Raw genomic sequence first — 25,707 nt, forward strand, 5'->3', positions numbered from 1 at the left:
GTACTCACTGTGAGCAAGCTGTGGGGAGGACGTTTTACCAAACAAACCAATCACCTGGTTGAGGAATACACAGCGTCAATCAATTTTGATAAAGCGTTGGCCGAGGAAGATATTCAAGGAAGTCTGGCTCATGTAACGATGTTGGGTAAATGCGGCATTCTTCCGGCAGAGGATGTAGAAACGATCAAGGAAGGCTTGATCACCGTTCTGCACAAAATCCGCGCAGGCGAAGTGGAATTCTCCGTATCGGATGAAGACATCCACATGAACATTGAGAAAAACCTGATCGATACCATCGGCCCTGTAGGTGGCAAATTACATACAGGACGCAGCCGGAATGATCAGGTAGCAACGGATATGCATTTGTACTTGCGTGAGCGCGTGGTTGGATTTGTTGGCATGCTGCACTCGTTGCAGGAAGCGCTGATCGGACAAGCCAAAGATAATCTCGATACGATTGTACCGGGATATACGCATCTTCAACGTGCACAACCGATTCTGTTCGCCCATCACCTGATGGCGTATGTATCGATGTTCCAACGGGATGCAGAGCGTCTTATGGACAGCTACAAACGCATTAACGTTTTGCCACTGGGTGCAGGTGCCCTTGCAGGCACAACGTTCCCGATTGATCGTCATTTTGTGGCGGAACAATTGGGCTTCGACGGTGTCTACGAGAACAGTCTGGACGCGGTCAGCGACCGTGACTTTATCGTGGAGTTCCTGGCAGCTGCATCGCTGATCATGACTCATTTATCCCGTCTGAGTGAAGAACTGGTCCTGTGGAGCAGCACGGAGTTTGGTTTTGTTGAACTGGACGACGCATTCTGCACGGGCAGCAGTATTATGCCACAGAAGAAAAATCCGGACGTTCCTGAACTCGTTCGTGGTAAAACAGGACGTGTGTACGGCAACCTGATCGGTTTGCTAACCGTACTGAAATCTCTGCCGCTTGCTTACAACAAGGACATGCAGGAAGACAAGGAAGGCATGTTTGACACTGTGGCGACGCTGGAGGGTGCGCTTCAATTGTTCGCACCGATGATCGCAACGATGACGGTCAACAAAGGACGGATGCGTCAAGCGGTCAATCAGGATTTCTCCAACGCTACAGATATTGCGGACTTCCTCGTGGGCGAAGGTTTGCCATTCCGTCAGGCACATGAGGTTATCGGTAAGACGGTATTGTATTGTATCCAGAACGGCAAGTATCTGCTGGATCTGACAATCGATGAATTCCGCCAGTTCTCCCCGTTGTTCGATGAGCGTATTTACGATGTGCTGCAACCAGAAGCGGTTGTAAATGCTCGTAACGTATACGGCGGAACAGCTTCGAACCAGGTGGCTGAGGCGATTGGACGTAGTGAAAAGGTGCTGGAAATTACAGAGCAATGGATCACCAATCGAGGATAATGCCACAGTTACTAGAATGAAATAAAGATGTATAACGCAAAAGCAGGCCGAGAATGAAGTGACCCCTTAAAGTTAGACAAATATTTTTATGCAACTTGTTTGGCATGAGCTCGGTATTGTACCGGGCTCATGCCTTTTAATTTTGACTTGATGCGTTTGTGATTGTAGTAATCCATGTATCGTTCTAGTTCTTGCTTGAAGTGATCTACACTTTCAAACTCATGAAGATAAAGAAACTCTGACTTCATAATGCCAAAGAAGTTCTCCATTACTGCGTTATCGTAACAATTCCCTTTGCGTGACATGCTCTGGGTTAAAGCCTGTCGATACTGCTTCATCTGGTAGTGCCAGCCTTGATCCGAATGCAGGAGGAGCTCATCTTCGCTGGATAAGCGTTTAAAGGCTTTATTTAGCATTTCGGAGACTAATGAATACGTAGGGCGAGACCCTACTGTGTAAGTGATAATTTCACTGTTAAACAAGTCCATAACAGGTGATAAATAAAGCTTTTCTCCAAACAACTTGAATTCCGTAATATCGGTGACCCATTTCTCATTTGGTTTTTTCGCTTGAAAATTACGATCGAGTACGTTAGGTGCAATTTTACCTACGGTTCCTTTATAGGAACGATATTTTTTCATGCGTACCACAGATTTCAAGCCTAATTCTTTCATGATACGTTGTACCTTTTTATGGTTAACTCGGTGTCCACGATTAAAGAGTTCATCACGGATACGGCGATAGCCATAACGTCCCTTATGTTCCTCATAAATGGAGCGAATAAGAAGTTTCAGGTCTATGTCTAGATCGGGCTTGCCAAACTGTTTCACCCAGTAATAGAAGGTACTACGTGGGACTTCAGCGAACGCTAGCAATGCAACCACCGGGAATTCAAGCCTTAATTCATAGACTACTTGTGCTTTGTCTTGTTTGGTGATTTTTCCTTGTTTTGAACTAAGGCATTCAACTTTTTTAAGTAGGCGTTTTCCATTCGCAAACGTTCTAATTCAGCTTGTAGAGCTTCAAGTGATCCCTCGGCAGGCTCTTTCTTTTTAAGCCCTTTTTTATTCTTATCAGTCATACGATGACGCCCCTTTATCTTTGGTTTTAGGGCGTCGATTCCATTTTCATTGAACTGACTACGCCATCTTCGAATAACCCCTGGAGAAGAGATATTGAAAATGACAGCTGCTTCATTTGGAGACGTCCCATTTTCGTTCATATAGTTGAGTACGTCTAGTTTATATGGAAGGGAGTAAGCTGTATAGGTTTTTTCAAAAGCTTTTATACCGTGATATTCGTATTGCTTGATCCACATACGCAGAACTTCATGATTAATTCCTAAGGATTTCGCAATGCTTTTAATCCCTTCATTTCCTGATAAGTGTTGATGAATAGCTTCTATCTTCAAGTCTAAATTAAATTTCGACAAAAAAAACTGCACCTCCAATTGCTAGATAGTGTCTAACAATTGGGGTGCAGGCCGAGAATTTCTTCTCAAGGCCTGCTTTTTTGTGTGTTACAACGATCTAGATATGTTCAACTCAACATTTACACGATAACAGCGATCGGAAGGTTGTTCTGTCATTGGAGTGCCAGTGTAAATATTCATTAGTTGAACTTATATAGTTATTTCTGTACATATCTAACTAAAATGCAATGGCTTCATTTAAATTTCTCGGCTATTCACGTTCACGCAAAGGCAACCATTTCAGCACATTCTGAATCTTCTCGTCCCAATATCCCCAGTCATGTCCACCGGGTTCTTCCTCGTACGTCAGTTGAAAATCGGTCTGTGCACAAGCTTGACGGAACGATTGATTCTCTTCATACAGGAAATCTTCTGTCCCACAGCATTGATAGAGCAAAGGTTTTGGGCCCTGAATTGCTTTGCTTTCTTCGAGCAGATGTAGCAAGTCATTCTCCGAGCCTTTAATTTCTGATCCGAAAATCCGCTTGAATTCAGCATCACTCAATGCCTTAACGATTCGGTTATCCATATGCGCTACCATGTCGAGTGCTCCGGACAAACTTGCCGCTGCGGCGTATTGCTCCGGTTTGTGAAGTGCCAGCTTGAATGCCCCGTAGCCACCCATGGATAATCCGGCAACAAAGTTATCCTCACGTTTGTGTGATAACGGGAAAAAGGAACGCGCAAGTGCAGGCAGCTCTTCACTGATGAATGTCCAGTAGCGTCCGCCTTCAGCCATATCGGTATAGAAGCTGCGATGTACCTGAGGCATCACAACGGCAATACCAAGGTCCGCAACATATCGTTCGATGGATGTACGGCGCAGCCAGATGGAGTCATCATCTGATAGCCCGTGCAGCAGATACAGCGTGGGATGTAACCCCTGGCCGGATACGTTCTCCATGCCAATCTGATTGTGGGTCTGTTGTGGAAGAATAACATGCATACTGGTGCTTAGACCAAGCGTGTCAGAGTAAAAGTCACATTTAATAAGTGCCATATATATGAGAAACCCCTTTCATAAGTCCATTAACGATGTGTTCTGACCCGATTCAATAGGAAGGGATCTGAATCCATAATGGTTCCATAGCGTCTATAATAAACAGGTTAAACGCAAAGTCTTTTCATTGCAATAATAAGAAATTCACCACTAGTTATTCACCTTCTTTACAGCGTAACAATGTTATGTTACACTGTTTTCAACACAAAGGGGGACCATATATGACGGATGATTTGATCTCCAAAAAAGAATTGCTGGACCTGACGGGTATCTCCTACGGCCAGTTATACCGCTGGAAGCGGAAGAATCTCATTCCAGAGGAATGGTTTATTCGGAAGTCGTCCTATACGGGACAAGAGACTTTTTTTCCAAAACAACAGGTTTTACTGCGGATTGACAAGATTCTCAATATGAAAGACGGCTTGTCGCTGGATGAACTGGCAGATGTGTTTTCACCAACTTTGGGTGAAGTGGAAATGTCCGATCAACAGCTGTTAGAGCGAAACATTGTTTCGAACATTTCTATTGAGCTGTTGAAAGAAGCAGGTCGGGAGCAGGCACTGTATGCTTTGGAGCAGATCATGATGCTTTTTGTACTCGATAAGCTGCTAATGAGCGGAGATATTACCCGCCAGGAGGGTACGCTGCTGATCAATGTCATGTCCGAGCATTATTATCGTTTCACAGGCAAACCAAGTGAACTGGTGCTTATTCGCAAGATGGGTGTCCCTTCATTCTTGCTGGTAACGGCAGGAACAGAGCTTTATTTTGACAATGGAGTGAAGGTCGTTCTCAGGCAGCCAATGGGGACGTTCATGGAAGAGCTAAAACTCAAATTGGGATAAGGAGAGGATCATATATGGAGGAACGTAATTTGCGCAATGATCTGAACGTAGCGGGCATGAGCCAAACGGCAGGCGGGAATTTTCACCGGGTATCCATTGATGGCATGGCTAAGGTAAACGGTAACCTGGACTGTACCACCCTAAATGTGAATGGAACATTGAAGATGCACGGAGCTTTGAGCTCAGAGAGTGCAACGATCAACGGCATGTGCACGCTGAACGGCCCCTTGATTAGTTCTCGTGTTCGTGTGGATGGCTTGACAACCATTAACGGAGACCTCCGAAGCCCTGAGCTCGAAGTCAACGGGAAGTGTACTGTTCGCGGACGGGTAGATGGGGAACGGATTGATATTGGTGGCGTGATCGATATTGAAGGCGACGTACAATGTGAGTCTTTGAACGTACAGGGCAATATTAAAATTAGTGGCTTCCTGAATGCGGGGACGGTAGAGATCAGGCTGCATACATCCTCTTCGGCGAAAGAGATCGGTGGGGAACGCATTGATATTCGTCGTAAGGAACAGACTGGTTTTTGGAAAAGTATTGGCCTGGGCGGTACCCCGTCCTTCAAGACATCCTTGATTGAGGGGGATGAAATCGTGCTGGAAGATACCGAGGCTGATATTGTTCGTGGCAGCAAGGTTCATATCGGTCGTGGCTGTAACATCAGGTTGGTCGAATATTCGGGTGAACTAGAGGTTGATCCAGACGCCAAGGTGGGCAGCAGTCAACGGATTTAAATTTTGATATGAAAAGAAAGGGATGTGATCGACTTGAATAACCATTTTGCTAATTCTTTGGATAAAAAACACGACATTAGCATCATCGGCGACGGCAGTTCTTCTGGCGGTGTGTACGGCAAGATCAAGGTAGTGGGGGATTCCTCATTTAACGATAATCTGTTCTGTGATCAATTCAAATGCACCGGCACATCGGTCATATACGGATCTCTTGAATCAACCGATATCAAAATTACGGGAACCCTTACCCTGAAAGGCCGGGCTGCTGCCAGCGACGAAGATCAGGAGGGCAATTATGCTTCAGACCTGTATGCAAAAGCTGAACATATGAAAGTGGTAGGCGAGCTTCATGTATCTGGCGATTGTCAGGTGGAAAATATGAAGTTGAATGGTCGTTTTACGATAGCGGGTATGCTCAGTGCCGAAAGTATGACACTCAAAATTATGGGTCCATCCGAGGTCAAGGAAATGGGCGGTTCCATCATTTCAGTGAAGAGTTCGCGGGGAAAACTGCTGGAGGGTTTATTCACTGGTAACAAGTCTATTCTCAAGGCCAGCCTAATCGAAGGCGACGAAATTGAACTTGAGAACACGGAGGCCGAGGTTGTACGAGGGGATAAAATAAAAATTGGCCCAGGCTGCCGGATTGGTACAGTGGAATACCGCTCTTCTCTGCAAATTCATCCGCAATCGGAAGTTTTGGTGCAAAGCAATCGGTCCTTGGACTGATTATCCGCCGTAACTTTTCGGATATACTAATTCAGTCATATGAATCGGATGTGAATGGGAGAGATTGAGTAGAATGGCTACACGTAAAAATAATATTGGATTGGTGCTGGCAGGGCTGCTGTTGAGCATACTGATGGCTTCGATGGACAATACCATCGTGGCAACAGCTATGGGCGACATTGTCGGGAAGCTGGGTGGGCTCGACAAGTTCGTATGGGTGACCTCCGCTTACATGGTGGCCGAGATGGCGGGTATGCCAATCTTCGGTAAGTTATCCGACATGTACGGACGGAAGAAGTTTTTTGTTTTCGGAATACTGGTATTTATGCTCGGGTCCGCATTATGTGGAACGGCAACATCGATCGTTGAGCTGACGATGTACAGAGCTATTCAGGGTATTGGTGCAGGTGCACTGGTGCCGATTGCCTTTACGATCATGTTTGATGTGGTCGCACCAGAATCACGGGGTAAATTGGGCGGATTGTTCGGAGCCGTGTTTGGTTTATCCAGCGTATTTGGTCCACTGCTAGGTGCTTACATTACGCAGTATGCGACATGGGAATGGGTATTTTATATCAACCTGCCGCTTGGCCTGATTGCGTTTGTGTTTATTGCATTTTTCTACAAGGAATCCCATCAGCATCAATCCCAACAGATTGATTGGCTGGGTGCAATCACACTGATTGGTGCGGTAGTCTGTCTCATCTTTGGGCTTGAACTGGGTGGTAAAACGTATGCATGGGGCTCGTGGCAGATCCTCGGTTTGTTTGCCGGATTTGTGGTGCTAGCACTGCTTTTCCTGTTTGCAGAAACGAGAGCCAAGGAACCAATTATCTCCTTCGGCATGTTCCGCAACCGGGTGTACTGGTCCAGTAACGTTATTGGCATGTTCAGTGGTGCGGCATTTATTACGGCATCCGTGTACATTCCGATCTTTATCCAGGGTGTGCTCGGCGGCAAGGCGACCAATTCAGGTCTCGTGCTACTGCCCATGATGCTGGGGTCCGTTGTGACGGCTTCCATGGGTGGGGTACTGATGACCAAAATCAAGTATCGCAACATTATGATTCCTACGCTGGCCTTGCTGGTAGTTGGTCTTGGATTGCTGACAACGCTGGATGAAAGTTCATCTCTATGGACGATACGTATATTCATGGTGATGGTTGGTCTCGGTGTCGGAGCGTCATTCTCCGTGCTCAGCAATGCAGCCATGAACGCGTTTGAACCGCAAAGACGCGGAGCAGCAAGCTCCACACTTAACTTCTTGCGTTCCCTTGGGATGACGATGGGCATTACCATCTTTGGGATTGTACAGAGCCAGGTATTTACGCGCAAAATGAATGATGCCCTCGCCGGATCAGCGGCGGAAGCGGGTGGTGCTGGTGCTCCTGCAGGCGGCGTGCCTCAGGGAGTGGATCTGAGCGATCCACATGCGTTGCTGTCGCCAGAGCTGAGAAAGGCAATTCCGCCTCAGGTGCTGGACACCATTACGCACGCGTTGTCTTCATCCATCGTGCAACTCTTTGCCTGGGCTGCGATCCCGGCTGCACTCGCTTTGATTGCTGCTTTCTTCATGGGTAATGAGAAGATGGTTATAGGCGAGGAGCAGAAAGAGTACACAGGCGGACATTAAAAGGTTTCAGTCTGATCAATAAACAATATGTATCTATAAAACAAGCCAAAGACACATCTCTCAGGGGACCCATTATGGGGAAAGGGAGATGTGTCTTTTTCTATTTGTTATTACGTTTGCTGAGTTGAGCCTATCCATGTGTACGCAAGTGAAAGAAAGATTATGGCTGCTTCGTGTCGCTGATGCCATCCTCTACGACTGAAGGCTCCTTGGGATCAGGCAGGTTAGTATGACCAGAGCGGGCAATCAGGCGATTCTGGGCTTTGTACGTGTCACGTGTAATGGTCTTGGATTCGACGACTTTGCCATCCACCTTTTTGGTGCGCAGCGTCTCCACAATATATCCGGGTTGACCGTTCTGAAGCACCTGCTGGGCACCGTCAGGCAGCACATTGCTCAATACATATTTAACGGGAACACTTAGCGTCTCAATTGTACGGGATTCCAGTGCATAACTGACGTTCTCCGGGAAGGTGCCGAAAAATTTGACCGTTAAGCTGCCACCTTCCACTTTGGCATGAATGAGCAGAGACTTGCCGGTATTGTTTTTGAACCGAAAATTGATGGAACCTGAGGCAAACGTGGCATCCAGTCCCTTCGGCAAATATTTGACGGGCAGGGAGTGATTTCGGCGCTCTACAATGTCCAGCCCTGTCAACAGAGCTGCGTTATAGACCGTGCTCGATACCTGGCAGATGCCGCCCCCAATGCCAGGGGTCAGCTGTCCATTGACGATGACTGGGGCTTCCCGGAAACCATAGTCTTCCTCGGCCTTCCTGATGACCTTCTCATAATCAAAAGTACCATTTGGCGGCAAAATCATGCCGTTAACGGCTTGCGCTGCTGCGCTGACGTTATGTATCCGGCCTGCGCTGCTGTTTCCAAGGCCAGTGGAGAACTGAATGATCTTCCGGTCAATTCCCTCTTGGCGCAGCGAATCGAGAGTCACTTCGGGTTGCAACGTATACAACGGCAGCTGAATCAACAGCGGGTTTGGCTTCGCATCATGGTCCAGTGGAGCGAAATCCCGGTGCAGTTTAGTCTGCATCAGGGTCGCGAGTTCATCCCAGGCGATCCGGCGGACGCCCTTTTCTGGGATGTACTGGACCTTGTCACTTGCGGTAATGCGGCGAACGGCGTTCGCGGGTGTACCGAAGGTTTCCTTTTCCCAGGTAGGGGTAAGCTGCTCTTTCAGTGATTTTGAACTGTAGGTCAGCTTCAAGGACCACTCCTCGATGAAATGATATCGTGCATAAGCGCGCTCCCACAGATTGCCTTCATCCAGTTGCTGTACAGCTGTCCGGAAGTCGTCAGCACTGTAGCTTGCGCCTGTCTGGGCGGCGGTGAACATCAATGTTTTTGTTGAAGGATCGTCAACCTCCAGAGTGATCGGCCAGGCCTCCATTTCTTTTAATCGTTCATCCAGTGCCAGTAGAACTTCCTTGCGATTCACGCCCTCAACCGACCACTCCGCAACACGTACACCTTCTGGTAGGGCGGGTTGGTTCACGTACATATACAGCAATCCATAGGACGCGGAACCGATTAATAGGATGGAGAACAGTGCAATGACCATCAAATGTATTTTTTTCATATCCGTACGCTCCTTTGTACTTCTGTTGTTCCGCATTTCGTAACACTTTCCATATATATGATCCAATGATGGAAAACTTTCGGGTACTCAATAGGTAACAAATTTGTTACAATAAAATTCATATGAATCCATGCTTCACCATCGAAAAAGGGGTGAAATGGATTTTCCCTGATGAAATTCAGGTCTTTTTAAAGGAAATGCCGGGATTGTGTCGAAATGATAATGGCTAACTATGCAACGGGAAGTGATGATGTGATAGAAATGCAGGACGTGTGGAAGACCTACGCCAATGGTACCCACGCATTACAAGGGGTGTCGGTGAAGATCGACCGCAATGAATTTGTCTATATCGTCGGTCCGTCCGGCGCAGGCAAATCGACATTTATGAAATTGATGTACAGGGAAGAAGTTCCGACTAAAGGACAAATATCCATTAACGGATTTAATATCGGAAAGTTAAAGCCACGCAAAATTCCTTATGTACGCCGGAATATCGGCGTTGTGTTCCAGGATTTCCGACTGCTGCCACGCATGACGGCATTTGAGAATGTGGCATTTGCCATGGAAGTTATTGAAGCACCGAAGCGTCACATCAAGAAACGAGTGATGGAAGTGCTTGATCTGGTGGGATTGCGCAGCAAGGCGAACCGTGAACCTTCACAGTTGTCGGGTGGGGAACAGCAGCGTATTGCCATCGCACGTGCCATCGTGAACAATCCGTCTGTCATTATCGCGGACGAGCCTACGGGGAACCTTGATCCAGAGACGTCATGGGGCATTATGCAGCTGCTGGATGAAATTAATTTTCGCGGGACAACCATTGTCATGGCAACCCACAACAAGGACATCGTTAATACGATGCGTAAACGGGTTATCGCCATTGAACGGGGACAGATTGTAAGGGATCAGATGAGAGGGGAATATGGTTATGAATTTTAGTACTCTCTTGCGCCATTTACGGGAGGGATTCAAAAACGTATTCCGCAACGGCTGGATGTCCGTGGCCTCCATCATGTCCATTATTGTGTCACTGCTCATTCTGGGTGTGTTCATGCTGCTTGTGCTTAATGTGAATTCCATGGCCAACCAGGTGGACAGTCAGGTCGAGATCAGTACGTTTCTCGAGCTGAACGTGGATGAGAACCTGCGTAACACGCTGGAGCAGGAAATCAGTGCGATGCCTGAAGTCAGTGAAATTCGTTTTGTCTCCAAAGAGGAAGGACTCAAAGAGTTCCGTGAACGTCTTGGAGAAAGCGCAGATAACGTGCTGAGCGGTTTCGATGTGGATAACAATCCACTGCCGGAGACCATTGAAGTAGAGGTCATTGAACCGGAAACCGTCACTTTTGTGGCGCAAAAAATCGAAGCATTGAACGATAAACACCCGGAGAAGCCGATCATGAAAGTGAACTACGGCAAGGAAACGGTGGAAGTGTTGTTCAAATTTACGAAGCTTGTCCGGAATATCGGATTTATTTTTGTTGGGGGACTGGGTCTGATGTCCATGTTCCTGATCTCGAATACGATTCGCGTAACGATTCTGGCCCGGCGCCGGGAGATCGGTATTATGAAACTGGTTGGTGCAACCAACACGTTCATTCGTTGGCCTTTCTTTATTGAAGGAGCATTGATTGGATTGATCGGTTCGGCGATTACGGTAGCGGTTCTGTTCTTCGGGTATAGCCGTCTGATGGCCACGATTGGTCAGGATGTATTTATGCAGATGCTTAATTTGATTCCGCTCGGCGATATTTGGTTGCTGTTTGGAACATTGTTGATTGGACTTGGTGTGTTGGTTGGTATTTTGGGAAGTACATTGTCCATCCGCAAGTCTCTTAACGTTTAATCGAAAAAGAATGGCAAAGCAGGTTCACATATGAACGCTGTTTGACGATATGTAGTAAAGACGGAGTCTTTAGTGTAAAGAAAGCAAAGAACATGCTGTTCACCACCTGTGCAGGTTGCTTTCTTGTGAATTCATAGGATGGGGGATCACATTTTGAAAAAAACAGCTTCGCTGCTGGCTTTAACATTATTGGCCAGTTTGACGCTTCAACCTTCTGACGGATATGCCAAGAGTAGCATTAGCGACATTGACCAGCAGATTCAGCAACTGGAGAGCAAGGCGGCTTCGGCCAAAAAGGAGCAGCAAAAGGCTGCCAGCAACAAAAAGGAAGCCCAGCATTACAAGAACAAGACCAATGCTTACTTGAAAGTAGTCATGGAGCAGATCAATGTGGTTAGTGATGAACTGGCAAACGTATCCTTGCAGATTGAAAATACGGAAGAGGATCTTCGGACAACGAAAAAAGATCTGCAAGCCGCAGAAGATCGTATTGTGGCTCGAGAGAAACTGCTTGAATCACGTGTACGACTGATGTATACAGACGGTGCGGTTTCTTATCTCGATGTGTTGTTAACTTCAACAAGCTTCTCCGATTTCCTGACTCGTGCCGATTCACTGAAAACGATTGTGGATCAGGATCAGCACTTGCTGGATGAACACAAAAAGGACAAGCAGCTCGTCGTGGACAAAAAAGCAGAACTGGATGTGCAATATGCAGAAGCCAAGAGTCTGTATGCGCAGAAGAAACAGCGCAAGTCCCAATTAAATGAGAAGGAACAGGAGAAGCAAGTGCTTCTCGCTTCCTATGATGCTAAAATTGAAGAGTCGGAAGAGCTGACGCAAGAACAGGAAGACGTATTGATGCAGATCGCCAGCAAGCGTTCGGCCCTTCTGCAAGAGAAAAATAAATTGCGTGAGCAACAAGCGGCTGCGGCAGCCAAAGCAAAAGCAGCAGCTGCTGCACGTGCGGCGGCAGCTGCGAAGGCGCCGACCAAGGTTAGCTCCAACAGCAGTAGCAGCACTTACTCCAGTGGTAACGGTATCTTTGGCATGCCAGTATCAGGTGCGCGTGTATCTTCCGGTTTTGGACCTCGTATTCACCCGATCACGGGTGAAGTAGGTAAATTGCACGCAGGTGTAGACTTTGCTGTTGCTCAAGGAACGTCCGTTCATGCCGCTTCTGGCGGGATCGTCATCATGGCTGAATGGTATAGCGGGTATGGTTACACCGTCATTGTTGACCATGGAGGCGGATTATGGACGCTATACGGTCATTTACGTGAAGGTGGATTTAAGGTTAGCAAGGGTGACACGGTAAGCCGTGGCGACATTATAGCTGAATCAGGCAATACAGGCAACTCCACAGGACCGCATTTGCACTTTGAAGTACGTGATAATGGAACAGCAGTGAATCCATTTAACTATTTGTAGTTTTTAGCCAACAGTTGGAATGGAACAAACATATTCCGTACAAGCTAGGCATATACTAAGCTGGCATGTTCAGGGAATGATTCACGGAACAATTGAATTTGACACGCTTCAATACTAAAGGCGGTGACAAACGGATGATGAAGAAAAAATCGGCCCTGCTGCTTGTCATTGTAGCCCTTCTCGGAGGCAGCCTGCTTACGTTGGTGCTGATGAGCTCTCCTGGCCTGGCACAGACGACACCTGGCGAAGGATTGCTCGCCAGCGTTACTGGCAGTTCGCAGCAGAAGAACGATTTGAAGAAGATTGAAACCGCGATGGATTTGATCTCAAGCAACTATTATAAAGACGTAGATCAAACCAAATTGATTGATGGTGCGATCAACGGCATGATGGAATCCCTTGGTGATCCGTACTCCAACTATATGGGGCAGGAAACAGCAGCCCAGTTCGAGGAGTCGATTGAAGGTTCATTTACCGGTATCGGAGCAGAAGTATCCTCACAGGATGGAAACGTTGTAGTCGTTTCCCCAATCAAGAATTCACCTGCCGAGAAAGCGGGTATTCGTGCGAAAGACATGATTATGTCCGTAAATGGCGAATCCCTGCAAGGTTTGGAACTGAACAAAGCCGTTAACAAAATCAGAGGTCCAAAAGGCAGTGAAGCGAAGGTACAGGTTAAACGTGCCGGATCTTCCGAGCTAATTGAATTTGTCATTGTACGTGATGACATTGATCTGGAGACGGTGTACGCCCACATGGAGGATAACGGTGTTGGTGTTATTACAATCACCCAATTCTCGCTGAACACAGGAGATCGCTTTAAGGAAGAACTGGCGAAGCTGGAGAAGCAGAACATGAAGGGCCTGATCATTGATGTTCGTAATGACCCGGGTGGTGTTCTGCAAGTTGTCATTGACATTGCAGAACAATTTGTTCCAAAAGGCAAAGTTATTGTTCAAGTCGAAGACAAGAACGGTAAAAAGGAACAAAGCAAATCGAACGGATCAGGTAAATCCTACCCAATTACGGTATTGATGAACAAAGGAAGCGCGAGTGCGTCGGAAATTTTGGCTGGTGCATTGCAACAGTCGGCAGGCGCAACCCTGGTTGGAGAAAATTCCTTTGGTAAAGGAACCGTACAAACGAGTTATGACAAACAGATGGGTGATGGCAGCCTGCTGAAAATCACCATCGCGAAATGGCTGACTCCGAATGGCGACTGGATTCATGAAAAAGGCATCAAACCGGATATTGCCGTGGACCAGCCGGATTACTTCTCGGTGGCACCAATCAATAAAGAAAAATTACCTTTGAAATACGACAGCAATAGCACGGATGTGAAAAGTGCGCAGACGATGCTGAGAGGACTTGACTTCAAGCCGGATCGTGTAGATGGATACTATGACCAGAAGACAGAAGAAGCGGTCAAAGCATTCCAGAAACAAAAAGGCATTCAGGCAACAGGCCAGATTGACGAGAAAACCGCGGAATCACTGGAAGCGGCTCTGATTGAACGCATTGCCAGTCCTCAATATGATGCACAGCTGAAGCGCGCGATCGAAAAAGTCTCAAAGGATATTTCGTCCGCAGTGTCGAAGCCATAAAGAAGGCTGATTTTCAGCCTTCTTTTTTTCTGAACCGGCTGAAGGAGAGGGGTGACCGTCCACAATGGAATGGGCTTGGCCATGGTTGACCACATTAGGGGAAGCATTGTTGCAGTTGTTTATTCAGCCGTTTTATTATATTGCGGTAATCTTGATTGCTCTCGTTTATCATCGTCAACTCTTACAGGAACGTAAATTGTTCCACGTTCGTCTGCAAAGCTCAATAACACAGACCATTCGTGCAGTACTTGGAGGTATTGTGATCGGTGTAATGGTCTCCGTCGTGTCGCTGTTTCTCGGGGCACATCTTACACTGGGCAGCCTGATCTGTATATGGGCAGCTACGTTATTCTTGGCATTATTCCGTATCCGATATCTATGTTTTGCTTATGCTGCAGGTTTGCTTGGCGTGTTGCAGTTTGGTTTAAATATGGCTTCGGGCTGGCAGCCGGCAGGATGGATGGGAAGTGTCACTGAAGCATTACGTGCGCTGGATATGCCTGCACTTCTTGTGCTCGCAGCTGTATTGCATATCGGTGAAGCACTGATGGTACGCATGCAAGGGGTATCCATGGCATCGCCTTTGCTCTTTGAAGGTAAACGCGGCAAGCTCGTTGGAGGATACCAGTTGCAGCATTTCTGGCCGATTCCGTTACTGATTCTAGTTCCAGTTACGGGCGGGGCCACATTGCCATGGACCGCCCTGATCAGCGGAGGAAATGGATACATGCTGGTTGCGCTTCCGATTATGTTGGGATTCGGAGAAGTTACGCAAAGTATGCTCCCCGGGAAAAAAGTACAGATTTCCGCAAAGCGATTGCTGCTATATGGCACAGGGCTACTTGTGCTCAGCCTCCTGGCTGCGTGGTGGTCTCCACTCATGGTTGTTGCAGCCTTGGCTGCTTTCATTGGGCATGAGTTCCTGGTGTGGTACAGTGGCTTCGAGGAACAAAACCGCAGCCCGCTGTTTGTACACCCTGAGCACGGCCTGAAGGTGCTGGGTGTCATTCCTGATAGTCCTGCGGAAGAACTGGGAATTGAAGCTGGGGAGACCTTGTACAAGGTGAATGGCGTATTGGTACATTCGCCCGAGCAATTACATCGCGCTTTGCGTATGAATCCGGCCTTTTGTAAGCTGGAGGTACGCAATCATCAGGGCGAGAGCAAGTTCATGCAACGGGCGATCTATGAAGGTGAGCATCACCAGCTCGGGGTGCTCATGGCCCCGGACAATCATGAAGCTTGGGCGCTCCGCTTGCGTCCGCTAACTCTGTTTCATATCGTAAGTCTCAAGTTGTTCGCACGACGACGGAAAGATCAGCTTGATGTTGAGGCTCCACTGGCATTGCCACCCGCCCCGGCGGCGGGGGAGCAAAGATCTGTAGAGATGTAATGAAGAAAGGGTATTTCCTCCGCCATATCAGGCGAGGGAAATACCCTTTTTGCTACTTTTTCAACATAAAAATGGCGATTTGAGTCCGATCACGCAAACTAAGTTTGCCGAGAATATCCGTAACATAGTTTTTGACAGTACCTTCGCTCAGAAATAGTTTTGCGGCAATTTCTTTATTGGATAGCCCTTCTGATATAGCTTCTGCAACAGCCAGTTCCATACGGGTTAATCCGTAAGAGTCAATGGGTTCATGTGACTGAGGTGCTGCAGCAGGACGGAGCAGACTCGCGAGCTTACGAGCAATATCGGGATGAATCAACATATCCCCGTTATGTACAGTCTTGATGCCCTGAATGATCCGGTCAGGGGGCACATTTTTGAGCAAATAACCGCTGGCCCCGTTTTGCAAAGCCTGGATAATGTACTCATCATCGTCAAACGTGGTAAGCATCAGTACACGCACGTCAGGGAAACGTGTTTTAATGATTCGGGTACCTTCAACTCCGTCACAATCTGGCATACGAATATCCATAAGTACAACGTCGGCAGTTGTTCCTGACTCCAGCAGTTCCAGAGCTTCTCGTCCGTTTGAAGCTGTACCTGTAACGTTAATGCCGGGATCGAGTCCAAGAAGGACTTTGAGACTTTCACGGATAAAGGAATCATCATCTGCAAGCATCAGCCGAATGGACTGAGGTTGGACAGAATGGCTCGAGTTATTTAAATCATGGTCAGACATAAGCAAATCACTTCCTTTTTCAAATCAGTTCAGCTTTGTTCGCCATGGGTAGGCGTGTAATCACCGTATAGGGATAGTCCGACTTGATTTCTAGTTTCCCACCAACCAACTGTGTGCGTAGGCGCATTCCTTCAAGTCCCATGCCGAGTCCTGTAGACTCTGCCTTTACGCCCGGGTTAGCACGAGATCTTTCATATCTTCCTTTCGTTTGTTCCTTGGAGGAAAGGGTATGGATCTTCCCAGCGTTGCTGATGGACATACAGATTTCTCTTTCTCCAAATTCCAGTTCCACAGTAATCGTAGTGGCATTTCCATGACGGAGTGCATTGGTCAGGGCCTCTTTGGCATTTTTGTACAAGACAATCTGCATACTGGGATAGAGTACATGTGAATGCCCTCGCACTTCGTAACGCGTCTTCACACCCGTTTCCCGGCCAACGTCTTCAAGCAGACGATCTAGTGCGTAGGCATCGGATATATAAGAGTCAGGCCGCAATTTGTGAAGCGTGGTTCGCATGTCATCCATACTGGCGGCCAATTGATCCCGAATCTGTCTCACCATTTCCGTGCCCTGTTCAGGATGTATAGGGAGGGTCAGGAGGGCTGCCTCAGACATCATTTTGGTGCGAATCAGGCGATGACCAATATCATCATGAAGCTGCCTGGATATCCGAGTACGCTCCTCAACCTGTGCCGCTCCTTCAAGTTGCTTCGTGAATTGCAGCAATTGTTCGCGTGCCTCCTGAAGCTCGTAATGTTTACTGCGCAGCTCATCATACACCTGTTCAAGCTGCCCACGGCTGCTCGCGCTTCTAGACCCCTGCCAAGAGAGTGTTGAGGTGATGAGCAGGAGCAAGTTACCTGCAACCCGAGCGACTGTCTCTTGGGTGAAGCTAAAAGGAATGGCCGTGTTTGTGTGAAGTGTAAGCCATGTATGAAGCTCCTGTGGTGGGGCGTAGTACCAATGTAACGCGATATTGCTGGCGATAAGCTGAATTGCGAGCATTAACCAGCGCTGGGTCCCATCCAATCTGTACATGTACACATAAAGCGCAGATAAGGAGAGGAAAAACATAAATGGGCCATATAGAGCGATCAGCCAGCAGCTGAAGAGGATTTCAGCCACGAGCAGCAAACGCTGCATACCTGAACGGGTGAAGTCTTTCCACACCGCGAGTCCTAGCGCAATGATAATATAGAGAGTATAGCTATCTTCTTGTTCCAGTGGTAGCACTAGAACGTACAGGACTGCAGGAACTATGAGTAAACCGTATTGCAGCAACCGCATCGGCATATGTCAGAGACATCCTTTATTTTTAGAAGTGAAGGTATACCTTCCGGTAATAAATTGAACAAAAAATTTACACGAGAACGGAGAGGACAGAAACAACCTGAAGAAGCGGAGCGTTCGCCTTTATCCCCGGATTTTCCCCTTTGAAAAAGGAAATCCAAAAAATCTGGGGATAACAGCGATCGGAAGGTTGTTCTGTCATCGGAGTGGCAAGTGTAGATATTCTTTAGTTCAACTTATATATGTCGATTATATCATAGGCAGTTTTCCCATCCGAAGATGACTTAAGTCACCTTTTTTTCATGACCTTTCGTACCTTCGCAGAAGATCACAATTCGTTACAATACAGATATGAAATCCAGTCGCAGGAAGCTGGGCGGAAGAGGAGTGTATAATCTATGGCTATGCTTGAAGTGGATCATGTCGTGAAACGATACGGTAGCAAGCTGTCAGTGGATCATTTAAATCTGAGTGTCGGTAAAGGTGAGATTTTTGGATTGCTTGGACCCAATGGAGCAGGGAAAAGTACCACCATTAGCATGATTGCCGGTCTTTTAAATATGGATCAAGGTGAAATTCGGTTGGATGGCATATCGGTCAAGGAACGGCCGCTTGAAGTGAAACGTAAAATTGGGCTGGTACCGCAGGATCTGGCTCTATACGAAACGATGACCGCTGCGGAGAATGTAACTTTTTTTGCCCGATTATATGGACTCCGTGGAAAAATGCTTAAAGAAAGAGTGCAGGAATCCCTCGAATTTGTAGGTTTGCAGGACAAAGCGAAGGATGCCCCGTCCACTTTCTCTGGCGGTATGAAACGCAGGCTGAACATTGCGTGTGCCATTATGCATCGGCCGGATTTAATCATTATGGATGAACCAACAGTGGGCATTGACCCGCAATCGCGGAATCATATTTTGGAGTCGGTCCGTACGCTTAATCAAATGGGGTCAACCATCATTTATACAAGTCATTACATGGAGGAAGTTGCCGCAATCAGTCACCGGGTAGCGATTATGGATCAGGGGCACATCATTGCCTGCGGCACCGAAGCAGAGCTGAGAGAACGGGTTGCATCTGAGGAAAAAATAGTGCTCACCACTTCGGGCATTGGTCCCGATGTTGTGGAGGAGTTAAAACTTCATCCCCGTGTGCGGGCGGTAGAAGTATCAGACGATACATTGACCGTTACGCTGCCTTCTGCACAGCAGGACCTACAGGATATGCTCTTCATTTGCAGCAAACATGAGATCTCCATTCAATCGCTCAAGGTCGAAGAGCCTGATCTGGAAACGCTCTTCCTCAATCTGACCGGACGTACGCTTCGGGACTAGGAGGATCTCAGATGAACATGTGGCATATTTGCATTTTTGAGTTAAGACGGATTCTGAGAATTCGCTCGGTTCTGCTGAATCTATTTATTCTGCCGCTGCTGCTCATCTTTATATTGGGTACTGCACTTTCCAGTACAATGGGAACGGCAAAAGAAGCCATTCCTGACCCGGTGAGAGTAGGGATTATTCAAACAGAAGAGAATTCCGGTTCGGGAGCGATCAGCAAAGCCCTAAATACATTTGTAACATCCCCGGCGGTAGCCGACATGATGAAGGCGCAGAACATGTCTACGGAAGAAGAGGCTGTAAACGCACTGCGACGTGGTGATCTGGATTTTGCCGTAATAGTTCCATCAGATCTGGAAGAGCAGATCATGAAAGGGGAAGAGGCAAGGTTGCAATGGATACTGGGGAAAGATGGCACGCTCAATGTCGTAGGTCAGACTTTGTTTACGCGGTTCACGGATGAACTGAACAGACAGGTCGCTGCGGCGAAAGTGTTAGGTCCTGACGCAGTAGCTGCAATGGCTGAGCATTCACAGACCAATAGCGCGAGCACTTCATATATAGCCGTCAACAGTCCCGGAGAAGTGGGCACCTCTTATAGTGCTTCACAATATTATGCGGCTTCCATGCTCGCCATGTTCATGCTTTATTCGGGCATGACAACCAGCAACAGCCTATTTGGTGAAAGAGATAAAAAAACGCTAACTCGCTTACAGGCAGCTCCAATCGGCAATGGGGTCATTTTTGCGGGGAAAATTGCAGGCAACAGCCTGATTGCTTTCATGCAGGCCATCATCATCGTATTGATGACGCATTGGTTATATGGTGTGAACTGGGGCACACATCCCTGGCTGATTGTCCTGATCTGTGTGCTGATTACGCTGGCTTCCATGACTCTCGGCGTGATCGTTGCACTGGTTTGCAAAAATGCCGCATCGGCAAGTGCCGCTCTCCAAGGCATCATTATTGCCATGACGTTTATTAGCGGTGGATTTACACCCATTGCCGTTGGTTTTGTACAGCGAATAAGCGAATTTACGGTAAATCACTGGGCTCTGCAAAGTTTTCTGCGGATGATGCTGAACGCTCCCATAAGTGAGATTATGTACAGCATCATGATGCTTGGTGCGGTATGTGCGGTAATGGTGGCGGCAGCGGGACTGATCTATAGAAAGGCGGGATATCGCTATGAATAGCCTGAATATTGCCTGGTTGATGATCCGGCGCACGATATTGCGCAAACGGGGTTTCATCACATTCTTTCTTCTTCCTTGCCTTGTCGTCACAGGAACAATTGCGCTGTTTGGGAGCGAGGAGGGAACACGTGCAGTCATTCCTTATGTAAACGAGGATCAGGGTGCAGCAGGCAGATGGATCTTGGATGAGCTTGGCCGCAAAGAGGAATATCTGCTCAAGCCCATGAACAACGTTGCGGAAGTTAAGGAAGCCATTGCGCAGCAAAGGGGGAGTTCAGGACTCGTTATCCCGGCGCATTATACGGATAATTTATTGCAAGACAAACAGCCTGAAGTCCAACTGGTAGAACTTCGTGTCAGTGAAAGCTCCTATACGCTGAGAGCTGCGGTTGAAGGTTTGGCGGCGGGATTGAAACAATCTGCTTCGGCAGTATTGGCAGCGACAGATGCGGCTTCGGGTGAGACTCCTGATCCAACTCTGGCAGAAGCAAAATTTAAAGAGTTGTTACTTGAACTGGGCAAACATCAAATTTCGGGTGAAGCAACTGAGCTGCAGATATATCCCAAACCGGGTCTGAACAACGTGACCGGATTTACGATCATGTTCATGATGGGTCTGCTGACCAGTACAGTTGCTGTTATTATGGAAGACCGCAGGCAGCGGACGATGGCAAGAGTCTACACGGCTCCGGTCCGCGCCTATGAAATCGCATTGGGCAATTTTCTGGGGAGTTTTGCGATCGGTTTGATCCAAATTGTTTTGGTACTGGGGATTAGCAGATGGGTGCTTCATTATGATGCGGGGATTCCATTTGCCATCCACCTTCTCATTCTGGCCGCATTTATGCTGGTCTCCATGGGGATTGCGAGTACGGTTACCGGCTTGATTCGTGAATCCAAAAATGCAAACATGCTGAATTCACTGATTATCACACCGACGTGTATGATTGGCGGCTGTTTCTGGCCGCTGTCGATCATGCCGGATTATATGCAAAAACTCGCTAATTTTGTTCCGCAGAAATGGGCAATTCAAGCGGTGGAAACGATCTCTGCTGGCGGTTCGTTGTCGGACATTGCACTGCCGCTGCTGATACTGTTTGGCATGGCAGCCATTTTGCTGACGGTCGGTTCTGCGATTCTTCGTCCCAGCCAGCCAGGTGTAGATGCGTAATGTGTGAATCGTTTGTATGATGAAGGTGATCATATCGCGTGCCATTACTGTAAAACGAAGAAAATAAGGGATCTGTCGTTTAGCAATAAAAATTAGAATTATAAAAAAAAAAGCACGTTCTGCTGAATCGAATTCAGTAAGAACGTGCTTTTTATAATAGAGCAAGGATGCTTCATACGAAATGTTGAAGATTAAGGCTGGAGTTGACGCAAGACGGTGATTTCCACACGTCTATTTTTTTGCCGCCCTGCGGCGGTGGTATTATCCCCAGTTGGGCGGGTATCCGCGTATCCTGCATATTGAAAACCGTCAGGGTCAAGCTTTTCTTTGTCGAGAAAAAATCGTAATACAGACAGTGCGCGTTCACCGGAAAGCTCCCAATTGTCTTTATAGGTAGCATTCGCCCCAACAGGAACGTTGTCCGTATGTCCTTCAATGCTGACAACTGTGCTCAGATCACGGAACAGGCTTGCCAATTTGCTCAGTGTGGGTGCAGCGTCGCTTTTGAGTGCGGCTTGTCCCTGATCAAACAGGAAGCGGTCACTTAGTGTGATAGAGATACCTTGCGGCTTGTCCGCAACAAAAATCTGATTTTCCAGTTTATTGTCCTCGATATACTGGGTAATCACATTGAATAGATTTTGCAGCTCCTGCTCCTGTGATCTGAATTGCTCTTCACGCTCCGTAAGTGGCTGATCGTCATCATCTGGTTTATCTGTCTCGGACCCGGAAGAGGGTCCTTCGCCTTCTCCGGGATCTTCGCCCTGAATCTGGGAAGGCGGATTCTTGGTAATAGCTTGTCCAGCTGTACCACCAACGCCTTCACCTTGATCAAGCAGGGAGTTGGATTGGTTAAATGTATTTTGTAACGATTGAGTAACCACATCGTATTTACCAGAATCCAGATGGCTCATGGCATACATGATCACAAAAAAGATCAGTAGCAGGGTAATGAGATCGGCATAGGTAATCATCCAGCGATCTCGATGATCTCCAGGTTCACGTTTTCCGCGCCGTTTACTGCGCCGACTCATCCAATCCCTCCTTCACTACAGGACGTGTAATCTGGCGGTGAGTAAGTGTAAAGGACTCGAGCCGTTTACGTACAAGCTGAGGGTTTTCCCCGTTCTGGATGGATAGTACGCCTTCGAGCAGCATTTCCATCGTTTGAATTTCGTCTGCTCCACGGGATTTAATTTTGGAAGCAATGGGTAAAAAGATAAGATTGGCACTGGCGACCCCGTAAAGGGTTGCGGTAAAGGCAACAGCAATTGCTGGTCCGAGTCCGGTAGGGTCGGTCAGACTGCCGAGTACCTGAATAAGTCCCATCACGGTACCAATGATACCCATCGTTGGTGCATAACCGCCTGCTGATTCAAAAATTTTGGCATAGCCTTCATATTTTTGTTCGACGGAATCAATCTCCATCTCCATGATCTGGCGAACAACATCCTGATCTGTGCCATCGACAACCATCTGAATACCATCTTGTAAAAATGGATGCGGATGGTCCATTACTTTTCGTTCCAGTGCAAGCACGCCTGAGCGGCGAGCGATTGAAGACATATCTACAAGTTCTTCAACCCACTGGCTTGAGTCATTGTTGTTACGCCCAAAGGCCATGCGGAGGGCAGCAGGAATCGTACGCAGCCGATGTGCAGGGAAACTGGCAACAACTGCGGCAATCGTTCCACCAAATACAATTAGAGCAGCCGTCTTTTGCATCAGACCGGATAATTGACCACCTTCCCATAAGAAACCACTAATGACTGCGGCAATCCCGGCAATAATGCCGATAAGTGTCGCAATATCCATAAATTAACCCACTCCTATCTTTACTTCGCGATTGCATCACTTGCATAGACGAGGTATAATTAAACGGGAACAAATATTCTTATTAATATAAGTTTTCCCATATGTTAATTCGGGGAACTTCGACAATATATAGTGACTATTATTTTAGACGATAGGGTGAGATACGGCAATGAGCGATATTATAATGAGCGACAAAACGTTCGAAATCGAATCAGAGTTTTCTCCCCAAGGTGATCAGCCTGCAGCCATTGAAGAATTGGTGAAGGGTGTTCAGGAGGGGAAGAGATATCAGACGCTGCTGGGTGCAACCGGTACAGGTAAGACGTTCACCATTGCACAGACGATTGCCAAGCTGCAACGTCCCACACTGATTATTGCCCACAATAAAACGCTGGCAGCTCAGCTTGCAAGTGAGTTCAAAGACTTTTTTCCAAATAACATGGTTGAGTATTTTGTCAGTTACTACGATTACTTTCAGCCAGAGGCCTATATTCCTTCCTCGGATACGTACATCGAGAAGGATTCAAGTATCAATGAAGAGATCGATAAGTTGCGCCATGCGGCTACGAGTTCATTGTTTGAGCGCAGAGACGTCATTATTGTAGCGAGTGTATCCTGCATCTATGGTTTGGGTTCGCCGCACTCCTATTCCAGCATGCTTCTGTCCCTGCGGGTAGGGATGGAGAAACCGCGCAATCAGATTTTGTCCCGTCTGGTGGAGATCCAGTATCAGCGAAATGACATTAACTTTGTGCGCGGTACGTTCCGCGTGCGGGGCGATGTCATTGAGATCTTTCCAGCATCCAAGGGTGAACATGCGATTCGGGTGGAATTATTCGGAGATGAGATTGAGAAAATTACGGAGATTGATGTGTTAACCGGAGAACTGGTTGGGGAACGTGAGCACATTGCGATATTCCCGGCATCTCACTTCGTAACCCAGGAAGAGACGATGAAGGTTGCGCTAGTGAATATTGAGCGTGAACTGGAAGAGCGTCTTGAAGTATTGCGTGAACAGGGGAAATTGTTGGAGGCTCAGCGACTGGAGCAACGTACACGGTACGATATCGAGATGATGAAAGAAGTCGGTTTTTGTTCAGGGATTGAAAACTATTCCGGCCCACTGACATTCCGCGAACGAGGCGATACACCTTACACGCTGATGGACTATTTTCCGGATGATATGTTGATTGTGGTCGATGAGTCCCACGTGACTCTTCCACAGATCCGTGCGATGTATAACGGTGACCAAGCACGGAAGACTGTACTGGTTGATCACGGATTCCGTCTGCCATCTGCGCTGGATAACCGCCCTCTCAAATTCGATGAGTTTGAAGGGAAGATGGATCAGATTATCTATGTATCTGCGACACCAGGTCCTTACGAGATTGAGCATACGGATACGATGGTGCAACAGATCATTCGTCCAACCGGTCTGCTTGATCCAATTATTGAACTGCGTCCAACGAAGGGGCAGATCGATGACATGATCGGTGAGATTAACGACCGGATTGCGAAGGATGAGCGGGTCCTGATCACAACATTAACGAAGAAGATGTCCGAGGATTTAACAGATTATCTGAAGGAGATCGGAATCAAGGTGCGTTATTTGCACTCCGAGATCAAGACGTTGGAGCGTATGGCGATCCTGCGTGATCTAAGGCTGGGGGTTTTCCATGTCCTTATCGGAATCAACTTGCTCCGGGAAGGTCTGGATCTACCCGAAGTTTCCTTGGTAGCCATTTTGGATGCCGACAAGGAGGGCTTCCTGCGCTCCGAACGTTCGCTGATCCAAACGATTGGCCGGGCGGCACGGAACAGTGAAGGTCGAGTTATCCTGTACGGTGACAAAGTGACAGATTCTATGGATAAGGCGATGAAGGAAACGGAACGCCGTCGTGCGATCCAGATTGCGTATAACGAAGAGCATGGTATTACACCACAGACGATTCGCAAAAAAGTGCGTGATGTGATTGAAGCCACCAAAGTTGCCGAATCCAAGAAAGACTATCTTACAGGCGCTGCCGAGAAGATGTCGAAGAAGGAACGTCAGTCGCTTATTCAGCGCCTAGAGGCAGAGATGAAAGACGCAGCCAAAAACTTGCAGTTTGAGCGTGCTGCTGAACTTCGTGATGCATTGTTGGAACTACGCGCAGAATAGCTTATTAAGCAGACTGTAGAGATATAAGATAGAGGCACAGTAATGAATGTGTCGCAGCAAGGATAGATCTGCAACAAGAGAACGGCCGGGTGGCCGTTCTCTTGTTGAGTAAGGAAATTAGTGCTATCTACCGATAATTAGACATGTTGAAAACGTAAAATCAGGTCTATACTGATAGAAAAGTTGAAATTGGTTAAAAGGTTTATAGGAAAACATTTGGAAGTCGTGTACCCGGGAGCCGAGCCGAAGGCAATGGCGACCTATCGCGAGCGAGGCGAAGCCGTGAGCGTCCCGG

The 25,707-nt window shown here is 47.5% G+C and carries 20 protein-coding genes and 1 pseudogene; 14 read left to right on the forward strand and 7 right to left on the reverse strand.

What is annotated here, in order from left to right:
* The first annotated feature begins 9 nt into the window (after positions 1–9).
* The gene (gene argH / locus ACDJ58_RS30190) at positions 10–1,413 is read left to right on the forward strand and encodes an argininosuccinate lyase (RefSeq protein ID WP_053779582.1); all 1,404 of its coding nucleotides are present in this window, start codon (positions 10–12) and stop codon (positions 1,411–1,413) included.
* An 86-nt stretch (positions 1,414–1,499) separates the two neighbouring features.
* On the opposite strand, the gene ACDJ58_RS30195 is transcribed toward argH, so the two are convergent.
* Together ACDJ58_RS30195 and ACDJ58_RS30200 are read right to left on the reverse strand one after the other, a co-directional pair.
* A protein-coding gene (locus ACDJ58_RS30195; protein ID WP_413374371.1) for an IS3 family transposase occupies positions 1,500–2,845 on the reverse strand; the annotation gives its coding sequence in 2 pieces (ribosomal slippage) (positions 1,500–2,389 and positions 2,389–2,845; 1,347 coding nt in all).
* A gap of 250 nt (positions 2,846–3,095) precedes the next feature.
* Complete coding sequence (locus ACDJ58_RS30200) at positions 3,096–3,884, reverse strand: alpha/beta hydrolase (protein WP_413374372.1); 789 nt, start codon at positions 3,882–3,884, stop codon at positions 3,096–3,098.
* Between the two features lie 221 nt (positions 3,885–4,105).
* Between ACDJ58_RS30200 and ACDJ58_RS30205 the strand changes: the two genes are divergently transcribed.
* From ACDJ58_RS30205 to ACDJ58_RS30220, 4 genes are all read left to right on the forward strand, one after another.
* A complete protein-coding gene (locus ACDJ58_RS30205) occupies positions 4,106–4,729 on the forward strand; it encodes a YhbD family protein (RefSeq protein WP_413374373.1) in 624 nt (207 codons plus the stop codon).
* A 14-nt stretch (positions 4,730–4,743) separates the two neighbouring features.
* Positions 4,744–5,469, forward strand: coding sequence for a polymer-forming cytoskeletal protein (locus tag ACDJ58_RS30210; RefSeq protein WP_413374374.1), 726 nt, complete (start codon positions 4,744–4,746; stop codon positions 5,467–5,469).
* 33 nt (positions 5,470–5,502) lie between these two features.
* Entirely contained in the window at positions 5,503–6,198 is a 696-nt protein-coding gene (locus tag ACDJ58_RS30215; protein WP_413374375.1) for a hypothetical protein, read from the forward strand.
* Positions 6,199–6,271: 73 nt separating this feature from the next.
* Positions 6,272–7,831: a DHA2 family efflux MFS transporter permease subunit gene (locus ACDJ58_RS30220; RefSeq protein ID WP_413374376.1), complete on the forward strand. Its 1,560-nt coding sequence runs from the start codon at positions 6,272–6,274 to the stop codon at positions 7,829–7,831.
* A 160-nt stretch (positions 7,832–7,991) separates the two neighbouring features.
* Here ACDJ58_RS30220 and ACDJ58_RS30225 read toward each other — a convergent pair whose 3' ends face one another.
* Positions 7,992–9,425: a VanW family protein gene (locus ACDJ58_RS30225; protein ID WP_413374377.1), complete on the reverse strand. Its 1,434-nt coding sequence runs from the start codon at positions 9,423–9,425 to the stop codon at positions 7,992–7,994.
* Between the two features lie 252 nt (positions 9,426–9,677).
* Between ACDJ58_RS30225 and ftsE the strand changes: the two genes are divergently transcribed.
* The 5 genes and pseudogenes from ftsE to ACDJ58_RS30250 all read left to right on the forward strand — a co-directional run bounded on the left by ftsE (position 9,678) and on the right by ACDJ58_RS30250 (position 15,699).
* Complete coding sequence (ftsE, locus tag ACDJ58_RS30230; RefSeq protein WP_024631580.1) at positions 9,678–10,364, forward strand: cell division ATP-binding protein FtsE; 687 nt, start codon at positions 9,678–9,680, stop codon at positions 10,362–10,364.
* A complete protein-coding gene (gene ftsX, locus ACDJ58_RS30235) occupies positions 10,354–11,271 on the forward strand; it encodes a permease-like cell division protein FtsX (protein WP_062329253.1) in 918 nt (305 codons plus the stop codon). The genes ftsE and ftsX overlap by 11 nt, the downstream gene beginning before the upstream one ends.
* A 153-nt stretch (positions 11,272–11,424) precedes the next feature.
* A complete protein-coding gene (locus ACDJ58_RS30240; protein WP_413374378.1) occupies positions 11,425–12,702 on the forward strand; it encodes a murein hydrolase activator EnvC family protein in 1,278 nt (425 codons plus the stop codon).
* A gap of 209 nt (positions 12,703–12,911) precedes the next feature.
* Positions 12,912–14,186: pseudogene (locus tag ACDJ58_RS30245) on the forward strand (S41 family peptidase); the annotation flags it as partial.
* 184 nt (positions 14,187–14,370) lie between these two features.
* Positions 14,371–15,699 (forward strand): PDZ domain-containing protein, encoded by a 1,329-nt coding sequence (locus ACDJ58_RS30250; protein ID WP_413374379.1) that lies wholly within the window; start codon positions 14,371–14,373, stop codon positions 15,697–15,699.
* Between the two features lie 52 nt (positions 15,700–15,751).
* On the opposite strand, the gene ACDJ58_RS30255 is transcribed toward ACDJ58_RS30250, so the two are convergent.
* Complete coding sequence (locus tag ACDJ58_RS30255; protein ID WP_413374380.1) at positions 15,752–16,438, reverse strand: response regulator; 687 nt, start codon at positions 16,436–16,438, stop codon at positions 15,752–15,754.
* 19 nt (positions 16,439–16,457) lie between these two features.
* Positions 16,458–17,732: a sensor histidine kinase gene (locus tag ACDJ58_RS30260; protein WP_413374381.1), complete on the reverse strand. Its 1,275-nt coding sequence runs from the start codon at positions 17,730–17,732 to the stop codon at positions 16,458–16,460.
* 395 nt (positions 17,733–18,127) lie between these two features.
* Between ACDJ58_RS30260 and ACDJ58_RS30265 the strand changes: the two genes are divergently transcribed.
* From ACDJ58_RS30265 to ACDJ58_RS30275, 3 genes are read left to right on the forward strand one after another with little or no spacing between them, the layout of a single operon-like run.
* Positions 18,128–19,063: an ABC transporter ATP-binding protein gene (locus tag ACDJ58_RS30265; protein WP_413374382.1), complete on the forward strand. Its 936-nt coding sequence runs from the start codon at positions 18,128–18,130 to the stop codon at positions 19,061–19,063.
* An 11-nt stretch (positions 19,064–19,074) separates the two neighbouring features.
* Positions 19,075–20,265, forward strand: coding sequence for an ABC transporter permease (locus ACDJ58_RS30270; protein ID WP_413374383.1), 1,191 nt, complete (start codon positions 19,075–19,077; stop codon positions 20,263–20,265).
* Positions 20,258–21,436, forward strand: coding sequence for an ABC transporter permease (locus ACDJ58_RS30275; RefSeq protein ID WP_413374384.1), 1,179 nt, complete (start codon positions 20,258–20,260; stop codon positions 21,434–21,436). Before ACDJ58_RS30270 ends, ACDJ58_RS30275 begins: the two co-directional genes overlap by 8 nt.
* 191 nt (positions 21,437–21,627) lie before the next feature.
* Here ACDJ58_RS30275 and ACDJ58_RS30280 read toward each other — a convergent pair whose 3' ends face one another.
* Together ACDJ58_RS30280 and ACDJ58_RS30285 are read right to left on the reverse strand one after the other, a co-directional pair.
* A complete protein-coding gene (locus ACDJ58_RS30280) occupies positions 21,628–22,470 on the reverse strand; it encodes a flagellar motor protein MotB (RefSeq protein WP_413374385.1) in 843 nt (280 codons plus the stop codon).
* Entirely contained in the window at positions 22,454–23,251 is a 798-nt protein-coding gene (locus ACDJ58_RS30285; RefSeq protein WP_072733566.1) for a flagellar motor protein, read from the reverse strand. Before ACDJ58_RS30285 ends, ACDJ58_RS30280 begins: the two co-directional genes overlap by 17 nt.
* 169 nt (positions 23,252–23,420) lie before the next feature.
* Here ACDJ58_RS30285 and uvrB point away from each other — a divergent pair, with 169 nt between their 5' ends.
* Positions 23,421–25,412, forward strand: coding sequence for an excinuclease ABC subunit UvrB (gene uvrB, locus ACDJ58_RS30290; RefSeq protein WP_413374386.1), 1,992 nt, complete (start codon positions 23,421–23,423; stop codon positions 25,410–25,412).
* Positions 25,413–25,707: the final 295 nt, after the last annotated feature.

It is taken from the genome of Paenibacillus taichungensis, assembly GCF_047302525.1.
Taxonomy (GTDB): Bacteria; Bacillota; Bacilli; order Paenibacillales; family Paenibacillaceae; genus Paenibacillus; species Paenibacillus taichungensis_B.

Excerpts from the sequence above, each read along its gene's own strand:
- ACDJ58_RS30200 (WP_413374372.1), bottom strand. The coding sequence starts at position 3,884 with ATGGCACTTATTAAATGTGACTTTTACTCTGACACGCTTGGTCTAAGC.
- ACDJ58_RS30205 (WP_413374373.1), top strand. The coding sequence starts at position 4,106 with ATGACGGATGATTTGATCTCCAAAAAAGAATTGCTGGACCTGACGGGT.
- ACDJ58_RS30210 (WP_413374374.1), top strand. The coding sequence starts at position 4,744 with ATGGAGGAACGTAATTTGCGCAATGATCTGAACGTAGCGGGCATGAGC.
- ACDJ58_RS30220 (WP_413374376.1), top strand. The coding sequence starts at position 6,272 with ATGGCTACACGTAAAAATAATATTGGATTGGTGCTGGCAGGGCTGCTG.
- ACDJ58_RS30225 (WP_413374377.1), bottom strand. The coding sequence starts at position 9,425 with ATGAAAAAAATACATTTGATGGTCATTGCACTGTTCTCCATCCTATTA.
- ftsX (WP_062329253.1), top strand. The coding sequence starts at position 10,354 with ATGAATTTTAGTACTCTCTTGCGCCATTTACGGGAGGGATTCAAAAAC.
- ACDJ58_RS30250 (WP_413374379.1), top strand. The coding sequence starts at position 14,371 with ATGGAATGGGCTTGGCCATGGTTGACCACATTAGGGGAAGCATTGTTG.
- ACDJ58_RS30255 (WP_413374380.1), bottom strand. The coding sequence starts at position 16,438 with ATGTCTGACCATGATTTAAATAACTCGAGCCATTCTGTCCAACCTCAG.
- ACDJ58_RS30260 (WP_413374381.1), bottom strand. The coding sequence starts at position 17,732 with ATGCCGATGCGGTTGCTGCAATACGGTTTACTCATAGTTCCTGCAGTC.
- ACDJ58_RS30265 (WP_413374382.1), top strand. The coding sequence starts at position 18,128 with ATGGCTATGCTTGAAGTGGATCATGTCGTGAAACGATACGGTAGCAAG.
- ACDJ58_RS30270 (WP_413374383.1), top strand. The coding sequence starts at position 19,075 with ATGAACATGTGGCATATTTGCATTTTTGAGTTAAGACGGATTCTGAGA.
- ACDJ58_RS30275 (WP_413374384.1), top strand. The coding sequence starts at position 20,258 with ATGAATAGCCTGAATATTGCCTGGTTGATGATCCGGCGCACGATATTG.
- ACDJ58_RS30280 (WP_413374385.1), bottom strand. The coding sequence starts at position 22,470 with ATGAGTCGGCGCAGTAAACGGCGCGGAAAACGTGAACCTGGAGATCAT.
- ACDJ58_RS30285 (WP_072733566.1), bottom strand. The coding sequence starts at position 23,251 with ATGGATATTGCGACACTTATCGGCATTATTGCCGGGATTGCCGCAGTC.
- uvrB (WP_413374386.1), top strand. The coding sequence starts at position 23,421 with ATGAGCGATATTATAATGAGCGACAAAACGTTCGAAATCGAATCAGAG.